10 protein-coding genes and 2 pseudogenes are annotated in these 14,942 nt (G+C 72.9%); 5 read left to right on the top strand and 7 right to left on the bottom strand.

What is annotated here, in order from left to right; all coding sequences use genetic code 11:
- The first annotated feature begins 15 nt into the window (after window positions 1-15).
- The gene (locus tag IEZ05_RS22260; RefSeq protein ID WP_189231958.1) at window positions 16-1,545 is read left to right on the top strand and encodes a helix-turn-helix domain-containing protein; all 1,530 of its coding nucleotides are present in this window, start codon (window positions 16-18) and stop codon (window positions 1,543-1,545) included.
- A gap of 212 nt (window positions 1,546-1,757) precedes the next feature.
- Here the strand turns inward: IEZ05_RS22260 and IEZ05_RS22255 are convergent, their stop codons facing one another.
- The 4 genes and pseudogenes from IEZ05_RS22255 to IEZ05_RS22245 all read right to left on the bottom strand — a co-directional run bounded on the left by IEZ05_RS22255 (window position 1,758) and on the right by IEZ05_RS22245 (window position 3,681).
- On the bottom strand, window positions 1,758-2,276 hold the full coding sequence (locus IEZ05_RS22255; RefSeq protein ID WP_189231957.1) for a transglycosylase SLT domain-containing protein: 519 nt from the start codon (window positions 2,274-2,276) through the stop codon (window positions 1,758-1,760).
- A 527-nt stretch (window positions 2,277-2,803) separates the two neighbouring features.
- Window positions 2,804-3,055, bottom strand: a pseudogene (locus IEZ05_RS22250) (DUF2399 domain-containing protein); the annotation flags it as partial.
- 101 nt (window positions 3,056-3,156) lie between these two features.
- Window positions 3,157-3,255 (bottom strand): annotated as a pseudogene (locus IEZ05_RS36440) (ATP-binding protein); the annotation flags it as partial.
- 12 nt (window positions 3,256-3,267) lie between these two features.
- Window positions 3,268-3,681, bottom strand: coding sequence for a winged helix-turn-helix transcriptional regulator (locus tag IEZ05_RS22245; protein ID WP_189231956.1), 414 nt, complete (start codon window positions 3,679-3,681; stop codon window positions 3,268-3,270).
- A gap of 99 nt (window positions 3,682-3,780) precedes the next feature.
- Between IEZ05_RS22245 and IEZ05_RS22240 the strand changes: the two genes are divergently transcribed.
- Entirely contained in the window at window positions 3,781-4,629 is an 849-nt protein-coding gene (locus IEZ05_RS22240) for an alpha/beta fold hydrolase (protein WP_189232003.1), read from the top strand.
- A gap of 97 nt (window positions 4,630-4,726) precedes the next feature.
- On the opposite strand, the gene IEZ05_RS22235 is transcribed toward IEZ05_RS22240, so the two are convergent.
- Window positions 4,727-5,308 (bottom strand): helix-turn-helix domain-containing protein, encoded by a 582-nt coding sequence (locus IEZ05_RS22235; RefSeq protein WP_373298830.1) that lies wholly within the window; start codon window positions 5,306-5,308, stop codon window positions 4,727-4,729.
- A 181-nt stretch (window positions 5,309-5,489) separates the two neighbouring features.
- Between IEZ05_RS22235 and IEZ05_RS22230 the strand changes: the two genes are divergently transcribed.
- Entirely contained in the window at window positions 5,490-6,482 is a 993-nt protein-coding gene (locus tag IEZ05_RS22230; protein WP_189231954.1) for an alpha/beta fold hydrolase, read from the top strand.
- A gap of 96 nt (window positions 6,483-6,578) precedes the next feature.
- On the opposite strand, the gene IEZ05_RS22225 is transcribed toward IEZ05_RS22230, so the two are convergent.
- Together IEZ05_RS22225 and IEZ05_RS22220 are read right to left on the bottom strand one after the other, a co-directional pair.
- Complete coding sequence (locus tag IEZ05_RS22225) at window positions 6,579-8,018, bottom strand: non-reducing end alpha-L-arabinofuranosidase family hydrolase (RefSeq protein ID WP_189231953.1); 1,440 nt, start codon at window positions 8,016-8,018, stop codon at window positions 6,579-6,581.
- Between the two features lie 287 nt (window positions 8,019-8,305).
- Entirely contained in the window at window positions 8,306-8,839 is a 534-nt protein-coding gene (locus tag IEZ05_RS22220) for a hypothetical protein (RefSeq protein ID WP_189231952.1), read from the bottom strand.
- A 287-nt stretch (window positions 8,840-9,126) separates the two neighbouring features.
- Here IEZ05_RS22220 and IEZ05_RS22215 point away from each other — a divergent pair, with 287 nt between their 5' ends.
- Both IEZ05_RS22215 and IEZ05_RS22210 read left to right on the top strand, forming a co-directional pair.
- Window positions 9,127-11,724 (top strand): AMP-binding protein, encoded by a 2,598-nt coding sequence (locus tag IEZ05_RS22215; protein ID WP_189231951.1) that lies wholly within the window; start codon window positions 9,127-9,129, stop codon window positions 11,722-11,724.
- A gap of 154 nt (window positions 11,725-11,878) precedes the next feature.
- Window positions 11,879-14,908: an AfsR/SARP family transcriptional regulator gene (locus IEZ05_RS22210; RefSeq protein ID WP_229869804.1), complete on the top strand. Its 3,030-nt coding sequence runs from the start codon at window positions 11,879-11,881 to the stop codon at window positions 14,906-14,908.
- Window positions 14,909-14,942: the final 34 nt, after the last annotated feature.

Below are 14,942 nucleotides of genomic sequence, written 5' to 3'. Positions count from 1 at the left end.
GATAGCCTCAACCTCATGGCAGACGACTACCTCGTACGCATCGGCAAGCTCATCCGTGACGCCCGGCAGCACCGCGGCTGGACGCAGTCACAGCTTGCGGAGGCGCTCAACACCAGTCAGAGCGCCGTCAACCGCATCGAGCGCGGCAACCAGAACATCAGCCTTGAGATGATCGCCCGCATCGGCGAAGCGCTGGACAGCGAAATCGTCTCCCTGGGCTACGCGGGTCCGATGCACCTGCGCGTGGTCGGCGGCCGGCGCCTCTCCGGTGCCATCGACGTCAAGACCAGCAAGAACGCCTGCGTGGCCCTGCTGTGCGCCTCGCTGCTCAACAAGGGGCGCACAGTGCTGCGCCGGGTCGCCCGCATCGAGGAGGTCTACCGCCTCCTGGAGGTGCTCAACTCCATCGGCGTGCGCACCCGCTGGATCAACGACGGCACCGACCTGGAGATCGTGCCGCCGGCCGAGCTGGACATGGAGGCCATCGACGCCGAGGCCGCCGTCCGCACCCGCTCCATCATCATGTTCCTGGGCCCGCTGCTGCACCGCATGGACCGCTTCCGGCTGCCCTACGCCGGCGGCTGCGACCTCGGCACGCGCACCATCGAGCCGCACATGATCGCGCTGCGCCGGTTCGGCCTCGACGTCGCCGCGACCGAGGGCCACTACCACGCGGTGGTCGACCGGAGCGTGCGCCCGGGCCGCCCGATCGTGCTGACCGAGCGGGGCGACACGGTCACCGAGAACGCGCTCCTCGCGGCCGCCCGGCACGACGGCGTCACCGTCATCCGCAACGCCTCGTCCAACTACATGGTCCAGGACCTGTGCTTCTTCCTGGAGGCCCTGGGCGTCAAGGTCGAAGGCATCGGCACCACCACGCTGACCGTGCACGGCCTGCCGGTCATCGACGCCGACGTGGACTACTCCCCCTCCGAGGACCCGGTCGAAGCGATGAGCCTGCTGGCCGCCGCCGTCGTGACGGAGTCGGAGCTGACGGTGCGTCGCGTGCCCATCGAGTTCCTGGAGATCGAGCTGGCGGTGCTCGAGGAGATGGGCCTCGACCACGACCGCACACCGGAGTACGTCGCGGACAACGGCCGCACGCGCCTGGTGGACCTCACCGTCCGGCCCTCCAAGCTGGAGGCGCCGATCGACAAGATCCACCCGATGCCGTTCCCCGGCCTCAACATCGACAACGTCCCGTTCTTCGCGGCCATCGCGGCGTCCGCGCAGGGCAAGACCCTCATCCACGACTGGGTCTACGACAACCGCGCCATCTACCTGACCGACCTGAACCGCCTCGGCGGCCGCCTCCAGCTCCTGGACCCCCACCGCGTCCTGGTCGAGGGCCCCACGCGCTGGCGCGCCGCCGAGATGATGTGCCCGCCGGCCCTGCGCCCGGCGGTGGTCGTCCTGCTGGCCATGATGGCGGCGGAGGGCACGTCGGTGCTGCGCAACGTGTACGTCATCAACCGGGGGTACGAGGACCTGGCGGAGCGGCTGAACTCGATCGGGGCGCAGATCGAGACGTTCCGGGACATCTGAGGGCTCCGAAAAGACGCCGTCGTCCCGCTTCCAACCTGCATGAACGCGAGGCCGTAGGGAGCGTGGTGACTTCTTCGGGACGCACGGGGTGCGACGCAGGCGGGGCCGGAGGGACGTGTCGTCCCTCCGGCCCCGCCGTGCTGCCTGAGCCCCGCCGGCCTCCGCGCGGGACCGGCTGTCCCGGGGGCTCAGGCGGTCGGTGGGTCCGCCGGTCAGTAGGCGGAGTCGACGTTGTCCATGGAGCCGTACTTGTCGGCCGCGTAGTTGCAGGCGGCGACGATGTTGGCCACCGGGTCGGTGATGGAGTCCTTGGTGCCCTTGACGTGGTAGTAGTCGAAGGTGGGCTGGATTGTCTGGAGCAGGCCCTTCGAGGGGATGCCGTTCTGGGCGTTGACGTCCCAGTTGTTCTGCGCGTTCGGGTTGCCGGACGACTCGCGCATGATGTTGCGGTGCAGGCCCTCGTAGGTGCCCGGGATGTTCTTGGCGTCCATGACGTCCAGCGCGGTGCGGATCCAGCCGTCGAGGTCGTCACCGTGCTTCTTCTTGCCGGCCTTGACGATGGCCTCGATCTTGTCGGTCTGGGCCTGGGTCTGCGCGGTGGATGCCTTGGCCGGCTCGACGGCGTGCGCCGGGCTCGGGGCGAGGGTGAGGGTGACGGCGGCGGCGCCCGCGGCGGCGAGGGAGGCCACGGCGGACTTGCGGATGTGGGGACGGCGCGTGAGGGCGTGCATGGGTGTACCTCTCCATTCGGGAACGTGATGGGGAGGCCGACGGGGGGTCGGCGACGCGGTGTCCGCGTGGGACGCGGCTTCGCGTCATCAGGGCCGGTGTCTGGATCACGGACGGGCTCTTCCCGTCCGGTCCCGGCACTCGGCTCCCCGGTACACCGAACACACTGCGGAACGCTCCGGCGCCGCGACAAGTGTGTGACCTACTACGCCGCTTCGCAGACCGGCGGCCTGATGGCCCGGACGGCAGGCGACCACGCGGGCGAGCGGCCGTCGGGCGTCTACTAAGCCCGGCCCTGTGTGACGTGAGCCCTGTGCGCGCCCTCACAGAGCCGGTCACCCGGTGGTCACCTCTCGTCACCCTGCGAAGGCAGGCACCTCACTCAACGGAACGTCGGAGTCACCGTTCGAGGTCGCGAGGAAGGCCGCGTCCCGATACAAGGCGAGGTGGTGCGCGAGGACGCGCGTGACGAGGCTGTGTCAGTCGGTACGCGCGGAACTCCGCGCCCGCCGCGGCCGGGGGACGCGCCTCAGCGGGACCGCGTGCCGAGGTCCGTGAGCAGGTCGTTCAGCACCGTTTCCTCCTCGACCCAGACACCGCACTCGGGGAGAGCGACGGCCAGGGCCGGGTCCCAGGGGGTGGCGGCGGGCGGGCCCCTCAGGGCCCTGGCCTCGGCCAGTGTGGTCACCGCTGCCCGGTATTCCCCCGCCGTGTACCGCCACGGCCTCCAGGGGACGCTTCGCGCCAGTGCCGTGGCGATGCGACCCCCGCCCCAGTCGAGATCACCGTGGTAGCCGCGTCGTCCAGGGCCTGGGCGAGCCGGCGCGCGAGGATGCGGAAATCGGGGTCATCTCGCCCGACCCTTCCACCGCGGTCCCGAGCTCACATGGGAGTTGCGAACACGCACTCCGCCCAGACCGTCTTGCCCGGGCCTCCCGGCCGGAGGTGCCAGCCCCAACGGGTGGCGAGACCGGCGACCAGGGTCCGTTCAGCTCAGGAGGCGGGTGGCTCGTCGGCGAGCTGGTTGTTGTGGTCGATCTCCGCCATGTGGGCCTCGGCCCAGTCCCGCAGGGCGGAGAGCGGCGCTTCGAGGGAGAGGCCGAGTCCGGTGAGCCGGTAGTGAACGGCGGGCGGCACGGTGGGTTCCACGCGGCGCGCGACCAGGCCGTCGCGGACCAGGCTCCGCAGGGTGGTGGACAGCATCTTCTGCGAGATGCCCGGGACACGGCGCTTCAGTTCCGCGAAGCGGAGCTCGTCCGGGGCCGCTTCGGCCAGCACCTTGACCGTCATCGACGTCCACTTGGTGCCGATGCGGTCGAGCAGCCGACGGGTCGGGCAGCGCGGATCGAGCAGGTCGCCGCGCTCCCCGGGCCGTTGGTCACGTCCGCCGGTCCTCGACCTGGTCACCTGGAGCTCACCACCTGATGCGAAAGTGCCGTCTTGGGCGGGCCACGGTAGTTCCTTACGGTGACCATGTCACTGTCGCTCACCGCCCCGGAGGACCCCATGCCCGAGCTGCGACGCGTCCCCGTCAACGGTGTCGAACTGAACGTCGCCCTCGCGGGATCCGGTCCGGCCGTCCTGCTGCTGCACGGCTTCCCGCACACCTGGGAGCTGTGGACGGACGTCATGGCCGACCTGTCCGGCCGCCACCGCGTCATCGCACCGGACCTGCGCGGGTTCGGCGCGAGCAGCGGAGCCGCCTCCGGGTACGACGCGGGCACGCTGGCCGAGGACGCCGCGGCGCTTCTCACCGCGCTCGGCGTGTCCTCGGCCGCGGTGGTCGGCATCGACGCGGGCACCCCGCCGGCCTTCCTGCTGGCCCTGCGTCGCCCCGGTCTCGTCCGGCGCCTGGTCGTCATGGAGTCCCTGCTGGGCAGGCTGCCGGGCGCCGAGGACTTCCTCGCCGGCGGGCCACCGTGGTGGTTCGGCTTCCATTCCGCCGCGCCCGGCCTCGCCGAGACCGTGCTGGAGGGCCGCGAAGCCGCGTACGTCGACTGGTTCCTGCACGCCGGGACGCTGGGCGACGGGGTGCCCCCGGCCGTCCGGGACGCCTTCGTCCGCGCGTACACCGGCCGCCAGGCGTTGAGCCGCGCGTTCTCGTACTACCGGGCCCTGCCCGAGAGCGCGGTACAGATCGAGCGGGCGGTCGCCACTGCCCGCCTGACCGTGCCGACGATGGCGCTGGGCGCCCGGCCTGTCGGTGACGCACTGGAACGCCAACTCCGCCCCCTCGCCGACGATCTGACCGGACACGTCATCGAGGACTGCGGCCACATCATCCCGCTGCACCGGCCGCGCGCCCTGCTCACGCTGCTGCATCCGTTCCTGGCCGGTGAAGACGGTCGCTCCTGATGAGTGGTCAGGGCCGGGCCCGGGAGGCGGGGCAGGAGGCACTCGCGCAGCATGCGCGGGGCCTGCTCTCCGCACACCCGCCGCGGGTCCCGGGGCGCTACGGCTGTCGGTCCACGGGGCGGTCGGCCGGGCCGGTGCGCGGTCGCAGGCGTTCGCCCTGCGGGCCGAACATGATCAGGTACTCGACGGGTCCACCGGGGCCGGCGTTCGCCACCCCGTGGGCGGTGCGGGTGTCGAACTCGGCCACCTCGCCGGCGGTGAGGACGAGGTCCTGATCGCCGAGCGCCAGCCACAGCCGCCCGTACAGCACGCACAGCCACTCGTACCCGTCGTGGACGACCTGCCGTGGCCGCGGTGGCGGTCCGTCGACGGGCGGCAGCACGTGTTTGTGGGCGTGCAGGCCCCCGACGTAGCGGGTCAGGGGCAGCACCGTCTTGTCGTCGCCGCGCCTCAGCGGCGCGGGCGGGCGCGCTCGGTCCGCCGCGGCGGACTCGATGCCCGCCAGCTCGTCCAGGGAGAGGCCGTACGTCTTCGTCAACCGCAGCAGCACCTCCAGGGTCGGCGTGCGCCGGCCGGTCTCGATCCGCGACAGCGTGCTGAGGGAGATGCCGGTCGCGCGGCTCACGTCGGTCAGCGTGTCACCGCGGTGCTCGCGCGCGGCCCTCAGCCGCGACGCCATCGCGGCCAGGGTGCCGGTCACGCCGTCGTCCGTCACGGGTCGTCCCGCCTCCCTTCCAGGGGCCGCCTCCAGGGACGTGTCCTGCCACTTTGCCAGACGGGCAAGAGGTGTCGCCCCGGCCTGCTGCCGCAGCGCATCATCGGTGCATCCGCGGCACCAGGATTCCCGAGGAGACAGAACCATGCCCCAGCCCACGCCGTCCGCCGGCCCACGCCACCGCACCGTCCCAGCGCCCGCCGGACGGCTGCACCTGGTCGAGCAGGGCACCGGGCCGCTGGTCCTGCTCGTGCACGGCTTCCCCGAGTCCTGGTACTCCTGGCGCCACCAGCTCCCGGCCCTCGCGGCGGCGGGCTACCGGGCGGTCGCACTCGACGTGCGCGGCTACGGCCGCTCCTCCAAGCCCGCCGCGACCGACGCGTACCGCATGCTCGACCTGGTCGAGGACAACGTCGCCCTGGTGCGCGCCCTCGGCGAGGACCGCGCGGTGATCATCGGGCACGACTGGGGGTCCAACATCGCCGCCGCCTCGGCCCTGCTCCACCCCGACGTGTTCCGCGCGGTCGGGCTGCTGAGCGTCCCCTACGCCCCGCCCGGCGGACCCCGCCCCACCGACGTCTTCACCCGGATCGGAGGCCCCGAGCAGGAGTTCTACGTGTCCTACTTCCAGGAGCCGGGCCGCGCCGAGGCCGAGATCGAACCCGACGTCCGGGGCTGGCTCGCGGGCTTCTTCAGCGCCCTGTCCGCCGACACCATGCCGACCCGGGGCGAGCCCGACCCGCACTTCCTGGACCGGGGCACGGGACGGCTGCGCGACCACTTCCCGGCCGGCCCGCTTCCGGCCTGGCTGGCCGAGGCCGATCTCGACGTGTACGCCGGGGAGTTCGAACGGACCGGCATGACCGGGGCGCTCAACCGCTACCGCTGCATGGATCGCGACTGGGAGGACCTCACCCCGTACAACGGCGCCCCGGTCAAGCAGCCGTCCCTGTTCGTGGGCGGCGGCCTGGACGCCTCCACGACGTGGATGGCCGACGCGATCGACGCCTACCCGGTCACGCTCCCCGGCCTGGTCTCCTCCCACATCCTGGACGGCTGCGGCCACTGGGTCCAGCAGGAACGCCCGGAGCAGGTCAACGGTCTCCTGACCGCCTGGCTGGCCTCCCTCCAGGACTGACCGGGGAGACCTGACCGGTGACACCGGACCCGCAGGAACCCCGGCCGTCGTACGGCCGGGGTTCCTGGGAGCGGCGGATTCGGTCAGCAGCTCGGATCAGGAAGCCTGGCGCTGCAGGGTGAGGACGCCCGGCCGCCACGGCAGCTGGTCGTAGGGGCCACCCGCGGTCGGGGACTTGCCCTGGTAGAGGAGCTGCAGGTTGCAGGGGTCGATGGTCATGGTCTGGTCGGGGTTGTTGCGGACCAGGTCACCGTGGCTGATGTCGTTGGTCCAGGTGGCACCACTGTTGGCCTTGCCCGCGAAGGGGTTGCTCTCGGTGGCGGCCTGCGGGGTCCACGAGCCGCTCAGGCTGGTGGCCGTGAAGGAGCGGAAGTAGCGCTGCTCGTTCGCACCCCGAGCCTCGACGATCATCAGGTACTGGTTCTGGCCCTTGACCTTGTAGACCTGCGGCGCCTCGAACAGGTTCTTCGCGGTGTCGCTCATGACCGTCGTGTACGACGAGCCGAAGTTGCCCGGGAAGTTCCCGATCGGCATGCTCGCCCGGTAGATCTTGCCGTTGTCACCGGCGAAGAACAGGTACATGTTCTGGCCGTCGGCGATCAGGGTCTGGTCGATCGGACCGGTGCCGGAGTCGGGAAGGCTCCCGGTGAACAGCGGCTGCGGAGCGGACCAGCCGTTGGGGTTGGTCGGGTCGCTCGACGTGCGGTAGATGAAGGGCCACGCACCCCACTGGTACGCCAGGACCCAGATGTTCTTGGGCGCGAAGTAGAACAGCGTGGGCGCCACCGCGGACTGGCTCATGCCGGTCTGTCCGGCCGACGCCATGTCCGACCAGTTCGTGAAGGGGCTGAACATCATCGAGCCGTACGACGATCCCGACACGTTCGACGCGTAGACCAGGTGCCTGCCGTTGTAGGTCACGTTGGTGAAGTCCTTCACCGCGGCCCACCCGTTCGCCGGCTGCGCCAGCGCGCCCGTCGACGTCCACCGGTATGTCGACGGAAGGGGGCACGTGCCGTCAGGCGGGGTCGGGGTCCCGGACAGGCCGGTCCACTTCTGGTTGCTGCCGCCGTTGCACGTCCAGAGCTGCACCGCCGTGCCGTTGGCCGTACCGGCGCCCGCGGCCTCCAGGCACAGCCCGGACTCCACGCCGACGACCGTGCCGTCCGCGTTCACCCGCCACTGCTGGTTCGCACCGCCGGAGCAGGCCCAGATCTGCACCCGGGTACCGGCCGTGGTGGCGTGGCCCGGAACATCGAGGCAGGAATTGCCGTACACGGTGAGCTGATTGCTGTCCGTCAGGGTCCACTGCTGGTTCGTCCCGCCCCAGCAGTCGTAGATCTGCAGGGCCGTGCCGTTGGTCTGGCCGGCTCCCGGCACATCGAGACACCGGTTCGAGCCGACACCGCGCAAGGCGCCGGTGGAAGCCGCCTGAGCCGGGGTGGCGACGAGCATCGCCGCCAACGCGGCCAGGGCCCCGACGACGGCGGCGAGCACCACAGACGTATGCCTGCGGCTGAAACTTCGTCTGCGCATGGGAACTTCCTCATCCTCGGGCGTGCTCGAACGGGTGACGTGTTCATGACATTTACGTGAGCGGCTCACTCCCTGCGATTCGGTCATTGCGGGAGCGTGCGTTCGGCATATCGAACGCAGGTCGGAATGTCGAGCAAATTGAATGATAGGGAGACGGTGAACGACGTCAATACCTCTCGCAAGAGTCGAGAGCTCCATCGAAAGATTCGGGGAGACGCCCCCCGCACAGACCGCGTCCCCCGGGAGCACGGGGCTCCCGGGGGACGCGGTCTGTGCGGTGCGGGGGACTACCAGGTGAAGGCCGCCGACTGGTTGCCGGTGGCGACGCAGTAGGACGTGAAGCTGCCGCCCGCGTCGTTCACGGTGAACTTCAGGGACCAGTTGGACGCGCTCGGCGCGCCCGTGAGGGCCGCCGAGTCGGTGGTGTCACCGGTGGAGAGGGACCCGGCCGCCAGCGGGAGCGGGCCGAAGGTGAGCGGGTCGCCCGTGGTCGCGGCCTCGTGCACGGTGCCGGAGAACTGCACCTCGCTCGTCGCGCCACCCGACGTCTTGTTCAGCTTCAGCGTCGTGGTCACGGTGTTGGCGTCGAGCGGGAACTGCGTGCGGATGTCCGTCGAGTCGATCCGGATCGTCTTGCCGTTGCCGGAGTCGGCCGCGGTGAGCGTGACGGTGCCGCTGCCCGCGAACCCGCAGTCGTACGAGGCCGTCGCGGTCGCCGGAGCGACGGCAACGGCCGAGCCGGCCAGGGCCAGGGTGGTCGCGAGCGCGCCGGAGGCGGCGATCGCGGTCAGGGTGAACCGTCGCGTCGAGAAGCCGTGCATGGGGGTGTGCTCCTTCGTGGCAGGTGCCGTATTCCTGACAGAACTGGGCTGTGCGTGAGTGCCGGGCCCGGCGTCACTGCTTCAGTACAGACCGTGATCCTCTTCTGGTGGTTGGCGATCTCTTGGCTTGCCGCGGTGAGCTGCGCGGATCGGCCGAGGCGTATCGCGGCGGCGTGCCGTCGTCCCGAGGGCGCCCAGCGCTCGCATAGGTCGGGTATGGCACCTGCGGGCAGAGTGGGCTGATTCTTTCGACCCAGGGAACGCCCATGGACTCCACAGGAGCAGCCTTGTCCGCACCACTGACCGTCGCCGGCGCCCAGTGGTGCGTCGTGCTCAACGGCGAAGGGCAGTACTCGCTCTGGTGGGCCGACCGTGAACTGCCCGCCGGCTGGCGCACCGAGGGGACCAGCGGGACGCGGGAGCGGTGTCTGGCCCGGGTGCAGGAGGTGTGGGCCGATCCGCGTCCGGCGGGGCTGCGCCGTCGTACGGCGGAGGGGGTGAGCGCGGACGGTGTCCGCGTCGCCGAGATCGTCGGGCGTCAGGCGCGCCGGGTGCCGGGGGCGGTGGCCGTGCAGGGGGACGGGTTCGCTTTGTCCTTCGGCGGGCTCGACGCGGCGTCCAACCGCTGGGCCCGGTACCTGCGGTCGCTGGGGGTGGGACGCGGCGCGCTGGTGGGGGTGCTGCTCGGACGGGGGGCCGAACTGCACGCGGTCACGCTGGGCGTGTGGAAGGCGGGGGCCGGGTGTCTGCCGCTGGACCCGGAGTTCCCGGCGGCCCGGCTGCGCGCGCTGCTCGCCGCCACGGGGGCACGGTTCCTGGTCTCCGAAGTGGCCCACGGGCCGGACGGGTTCGAGGGGCAGGTCCGCTACGTGGACGATCCCGAGGTCTGCGGCGCGCTCGCCCGGCAGTCGGTCGAGCCGCTCGGCGGAGCGCCGGACCCGGAGGACGTGGCGTATGTGACGCAGGTGCCCGCGGCGGCCGGGCGCCCGCTCGCCGTGGCGGTCACGCACCGCGGGCTGGCGCACCATGTGACGGCGGCCGTGCGGGAGCTGGACGGCGCCGGGGACGGTGGAACGGCGGTGTTCTCGTCGGTCGCCTCCGAGTCGGCGGCGACGGGCCTGTGGGCGCCGTTGTGTGCCGGCCGGCGGGTGCTGCTCGCACCGCAGGCCCTGGATCTGGCGGGGCTGGGCGAATGGCTCGCGGTGACGGGTCCGTTCGCGTTCCTGGTCGTGGCCCCCGGTCACCTCGAGTTGCTCATGAGGCAGTTGGGGGAGGCGGGAAGTGCCGCGCTGGCCGAGGTGTTCGTGGTCGCGGGCGGGGCGCCGGGGCCCGCGGCGGCGCGGCTCACCGAACTGCTCGGTTCGGGCCGGCTGCGTACCGCGTACGGGACGGCCGAGACGTCGTACGGCGGCATCACTCCCCTGCCGCCCGGCGCGGACGCGCGGCTGCGGGTGCTCGACGGTGCCTGTCTGCCGGTGCCGGACGGTGTGGTGGGCGAGCTGTACGTGGCCGGCCCCGGCGTCGCCCGGGGCTATGTGGGCCGGGCCGCGCTGACGGCGCTGCGGTTCGTGCCCGATCCCTACGGTCCCGCGGGGGCGCGGATGCACCGCACCGGGGAACTCGCGCGCCGGACGGCGGGCGGGGAGGTGCAGCTGCTCGGCCGCGGTGACCGGCAAGTGTGGGTGCGCGGCCACCGGGCCGACCCGGCGGAGACCGAGGAGGCGCTGCACGACCACCCGAGCGTCGGCGAGGCCGTCGTCCTCGGCGTGCAGGCCGCGCCGGGCGATGTCCGCCTGGCCGCCTACGTGGTGCCGCGCCCCGGCGCGCAGGGGCTGGACGCGGCGGCGCTGGCGGCCCACTGCGGGCGGCGGCTGCCCGGGCACCTGGTCCCCGCGAGCCTCACCCTCCTCGACGAGGTGCCGCGCGACGCCGACGGGCGGGTGGAGCGGGCGGCACTGCCCGGGCAGGGCGGGCCGGGCGGCACCGGCGGGCGGGTCCCGCCGGGGCGGCGCACGTTTCTCGGCGGGAGCAGTCTCGCGGAGCTGCTCGCGGAGCACCGGGTGCCGGGCGCCTGCGTCGCCGTGCTGGAGGGCGGCGGGCTGGTGGCGGTCGAGGCCGCGGGCAGCGACGGCGCGGGCAGGCCGATCACTCCGCGCACCGCCTTCCCGGTGGGGACGCTGAGCCGGCACGTCGCGGTCCTGGGCGCGCTGCGTCTCGTGGAGGAGGGGGTGCTGGCGCTGGACGCCGCGGTCGGCCGCGGCGGGGACACGTCGGTCACCCTGGCGGATCTGCTGGCCCGTGCCGACGCCGGTCCCGTGCCGCTGCCCGCGCTGCTGGAGGACGCCACGGGCGAGGCGTTCGGGCCGCTGATGCGGCGTCTGGTGCTCGGGCCGCTCCGGCTGGACGACAGCTGCTTCGGCGGGCCGCCACCCCGCACCGACGGCAGGAGCGGCGCACCGGTGGCCCGGCTGGGCCATGACGCCGCCGGGCGCGCGGTCGACGGCGTGCGGGCCGCGGATCCCGCCGAGCTGTGGACCACCGCCGCCGATCTGGCCGAGGTGGCGTTGGAGCTCCGGCGCTCCGTGCTCGGCGCTCCGCTCGCCCTGCTCGGCCGGGACACCGCGGCCCGGATGCCGGCACTCGGCGACGGCTTCCACGGCCCGGCCACGCCCCTCGACGCCGCCGGCTCCGACGCCGTGTTCGGCTACGAGGGGGCCCCGCCCGGCTACTACGCCGCGTCCGTGCTCTCCCTGCGCGGGGGCGGCGGCCTCGTGGTGCTGGCCAACGGCCGGGCCGGGGACCGGGTGGGCGAGGAGGTCGAGGCCCGGCTGCGGAGCGTACGCCGGGCGGCGGACCGGAGCCGCACGGCTGGTGACGGTGGGTGACCGAAGCCGCCGGATCCACTGGGAGACGCTAAGTGACCGGCACGTAGCGTGAGTTGTCGTAGAACTGTGTTGTCAGGACCAGGTCCAGTCCACACAATGTCTCCGCAATGTCTTCGCGGGGGGCGGGACGTGCGTGGTCCTGGAAGGAGGCGGTGTGGCGCCTCGATTGTCGTTCCAGGTGCTGGGCCCGCTCAAGGTGAGTGTGGACGGCCGGCCGCTGCTCCTGCGCAGCGCACGCCAGCGCACGGTGCTCGCCGTGCTGCTGCTCACCCCGGGCCGGGCCGTCTCCGTGGACGCGCTGACGGACGCCGTGTGGCACAGCGATCCGCCCGTCACGGCACGCAACCAGATCGCCATCTGCGTCTCCGCGCTGCGCAAGACGTTCCGCGACGAGGCGGGGGTCGACGGCCTCATCGAGACGCTGCTGCCGGGTTATGTGCTGCACCGGGACGGCCACTACGTCGATGTGGCCGACCTGTACGAGTCGGCCGCGGCCGCCCGCGCCGCCGCCGAGGCCGGGGACCTGGGCGAGGCCGCGGCCCGCTTCGAGGACGCCCTCGCGCTGTGGTCGGGGCGGGTGCTCGACGGCATGGACGGCGGCGCGCTGAACGGCACGGTCGACCGGATCTCGGAGCTGAGGACCAATCTGACCGAGGAGTACGCCGCCGTCCAGCTCCAGCAGGGCCGCTACCGGTCGGTGCTGGAGTGCCTGGCCCCGGTCGTCGCGGAGAACCCGCTCCGCGAGCACGCCCGCGCCCTCCTGATGCAGGCCTACCACTTGTCGGGCCGCCGGTCCGAGGCACTGGACTGCTACCGCGAGGGGCGCCGCATCCTCGTCGCGGAGCTGGGCGTCGAGCCGGGCTCCGAGCTGCAGGAACTGCACCGCACGGTGCTGGAGGGCGACGGGAGGGCCCCGGCACGGGCCGCCGCGTTACCGGAGCCCGTCGTCCCTGACGCCCCTCCGGCCCTCGCTCCCGCCGTGGTGCCCCGGCAACTCCCCCTGGCGCCGGAGCCGTTCGTCGGCCGGCAGAACGAACTCGACTCGCTGCAGGGGCTCGTGCCGCCTGCGCCGGGATACGCCGGCGCCACGACGGTCCGGGTCGCGGCGGTGTGCGGCCCGGCCGGTGTCGGCAAGAGCGCGCTCGCCCTGCACTGGGCCGACCGCGTCGCGGGGCGCTTCCCCGACGGCCAGCTCTACCTGGACCTCCAGGACGGGCACGGCGGGCCCGGCACACCCGAGGCGGCCCTGGAACGGGCGCTGCGCGCGCTCGGGGTGCCGGGCACCTCGATCCCCGCGGGGCTCGAGGACCGGGCGGCGCTCTACCGCAGCACCCTGGACGGCAGACGGCTGCTCGTCGTCCTCGACGACGCCCGCTCCGTGGACCAGATCCGTCCGCTGATGCCGGGCCGTGGCCCCGCCCGGGTCCTGGTCACCAGCCGGGACCCGCTGAACGGGCTCACCGGGACGCTGGCCGTGGCCCGCGTGGACCTGGGCGCCATGAGCCCGGCCGAGTGCCTGGACCTGCTGGCCGCGACGATCGGCGAGCACCGGGTGTCGGCCGAGCCGACCGCGGCGCAGCGCCTGGTGGATCTGTGCGACCGGCTCCCGCTGGCCCTGCGGGTCGTCGCGACCCGGCTGTTGTCCGACCACCGGTGGTCGCTGCGCCAGATGGCGGCGCGGATGGAGGACCGGCGCGAGCGCGTCAGCGTGCTCAGCCCGGGTGAGAGCGGGGTGCGCTCGGGCGTCTGGCTCGGCTACCGGGCGCTGTCGGTGCAGGCCGCGCGGCTCTACCGGCAGTTGAGCATGCTGGACGTGCCCGACTTCCCGGCCTGGATCGGCGTCCCCGTCCTCGGCGTCACCCCGGACGCGTCCGAGGAACTGCTCCACCAGCTCGTCGGCGCCCAGCTCCTGGAGATCCGTCCCGCGCCCGGCGGCGGGCCCCGCTTCCGCTTCCAGGAGCTGATGCGCCTGTTCGCCCGGGAGAGGAGCCTGGCCGAGGACAGCGCGCAGGAGCGCGAGCAGACCCTGGAGCGGGTCCTGACCGCCGTGCTCACGCTGGTGCACGCGGCCCAGGAGCAGTTGTACGGCAAGGGCGAGGCCCCGCACGGCGGTCCGGTGCCCAGCGAGCCGGTCCCGGGCGAGACGGTGAGCGAGCTCGTCGCCGACCCCGTCGAGTGGTTCGAGGACGAGCGGGAGACGCTCGGGGCCCTGGTGGCGCAGGCGGTGCGCGACGGGCAGGCGGAACGTGCCTGGCTCCTCGCGGTGGGGACGGTTCCGTTCTACGAGACCCGCAACTACCTGGAGGACTGGCGGCACACCGCCGAGTGCGCCCTGGAAGGCGCCCGGGACGCGGGCGACACGCGCGGGGCGGGCACCATGCTCCGCACCCTGGGCACGCTCGCCATCTACCAGCGCCGCTACGGCGAGGCGCGGGAGCGGCTGCTCACCGCCCTGACCCAGTTGGAGCGGACCGACGACGTCCAGGGCCGGGCCATCGTGCGGCGCAACCTCGCGGTGTGCGCCCGCTTCTTCGGCGACCTCGCCGAGGCGGCCCGTTACTGCGAGGAGTCCTTGGTGCTGTTCCGGCGGGCCGGGGACAACTCGGGCCTGTCCCACGCGCTGGGTCTGCTGGCCCAGATCGAGATCGAGCAGGGCAACCCGGAGCGCGGCGTGGAGCTGAGCAACGAGGCGATCGAGGTCAGTTACGAGGCGGGGTCGCTGCGCAGCCGCACCCAGAACCTCTACCGGCTCGCCGAGGCGCTGCTCGGCGCGGGCCGGTCGGCGCAGGCGGAGCGGATCTGCCACGACGTGGTGGGGCTCACCCGTGGCCAGGGCGACCGGCTCGGTGAGGCCCATGGGCTGTGCGCGCTCGGCGAGGCACAGTGGCGGCAGAACGAGCCGCACAAGGCGCGCGCCAGTCTGCGGCGGGCGCTGCGTCTGGCGGAAGAGGTGCGCGACCGCTTCCTGCAGGCCCGGATCGTGACCCACCTGGCCTGTGCCGAGGCGATCCGCGGCGACTCGGGCGCCGGTGAGCCGCTGGACTGGGCCCAGGCGGAGTTCCGTACGCTCAACGCGCCGGCGTGGGAGCGGCGCGCCGGCCGGCTGCGTGAGGTCCTGGAGTCGCACGACGCGCTCCGCCCCATCGAGGGGTCGGTCCTGGCCGGTCTGCTGGCCGACCGCTGATCCTCCCGCCCCTCTCCCTCTCCGCGTCCCGCGT

Source organism: Streptomyces flaveolus, assembly GCF_014648815.1.
Lineage (GTDB): Bacteria > Actinomycetota > Actinomycetes > Streptomycetales > Streptomycetaceae > Streptomyces > Streptomyces flaveolus.
This window is presented reverse-complemented; position numbering and strand designations above follow the sequence as displayed.

Bases quoted from the DNA above. Each gene is read 5' to 3' on its own strand.
- IEZ05_RS22260 (WP_189231958.1), top strand. From the start codon at position 16: ATGGCAGACGACTACCTCGTACGCATCGGCAAGCTCATCCGTGACGCC.
- IEZ05_RS22255 (WP_189231957.1), bottom strand. From the start codon at position 2,276: ATGCACGCCCTCACGCGCCGTCCCCACATCCGCAAGTCCGCCGTGGCC.
- IEZ05_RS22240 (WP_189232003.1), top strand. From the start codon at position 3,781: ATGCCCGAGCTGCGACGCGTCCCCGTCAACGGTGTCGAACTGAACGTC.
- IEZ05_RS22235 (WP_373298830.1), bottom strand. From the start codon at position 5,308: ATGGCGTCGCGGCTGAGGGCCGCGCGCGAGCACCGCGGTGACACGCTG.
- IEZ05_RS22230 (WP_189231954.1), top strand. From the start codon at position 5,490: ATGCCCCAGCCCACGCCGTCCGCCGGCCCACGCCACCGCACCGTCCCA.
- IEZ05_RS22225 (WP_189231953.1), bottom strand. From the start codon at position 8,018: ATGCGCAGACGAAGTTTCAGCCGCAGGCATACGTCTGTGGTGCTCGCC.
- IEZ05_RS22220 (WP_189231952.1), bottom strand. From the start codon at position 8,839: ATGCACGGCTTCTCGACGCGACGGTTCACCCTGACCGCGATCGCCGCC.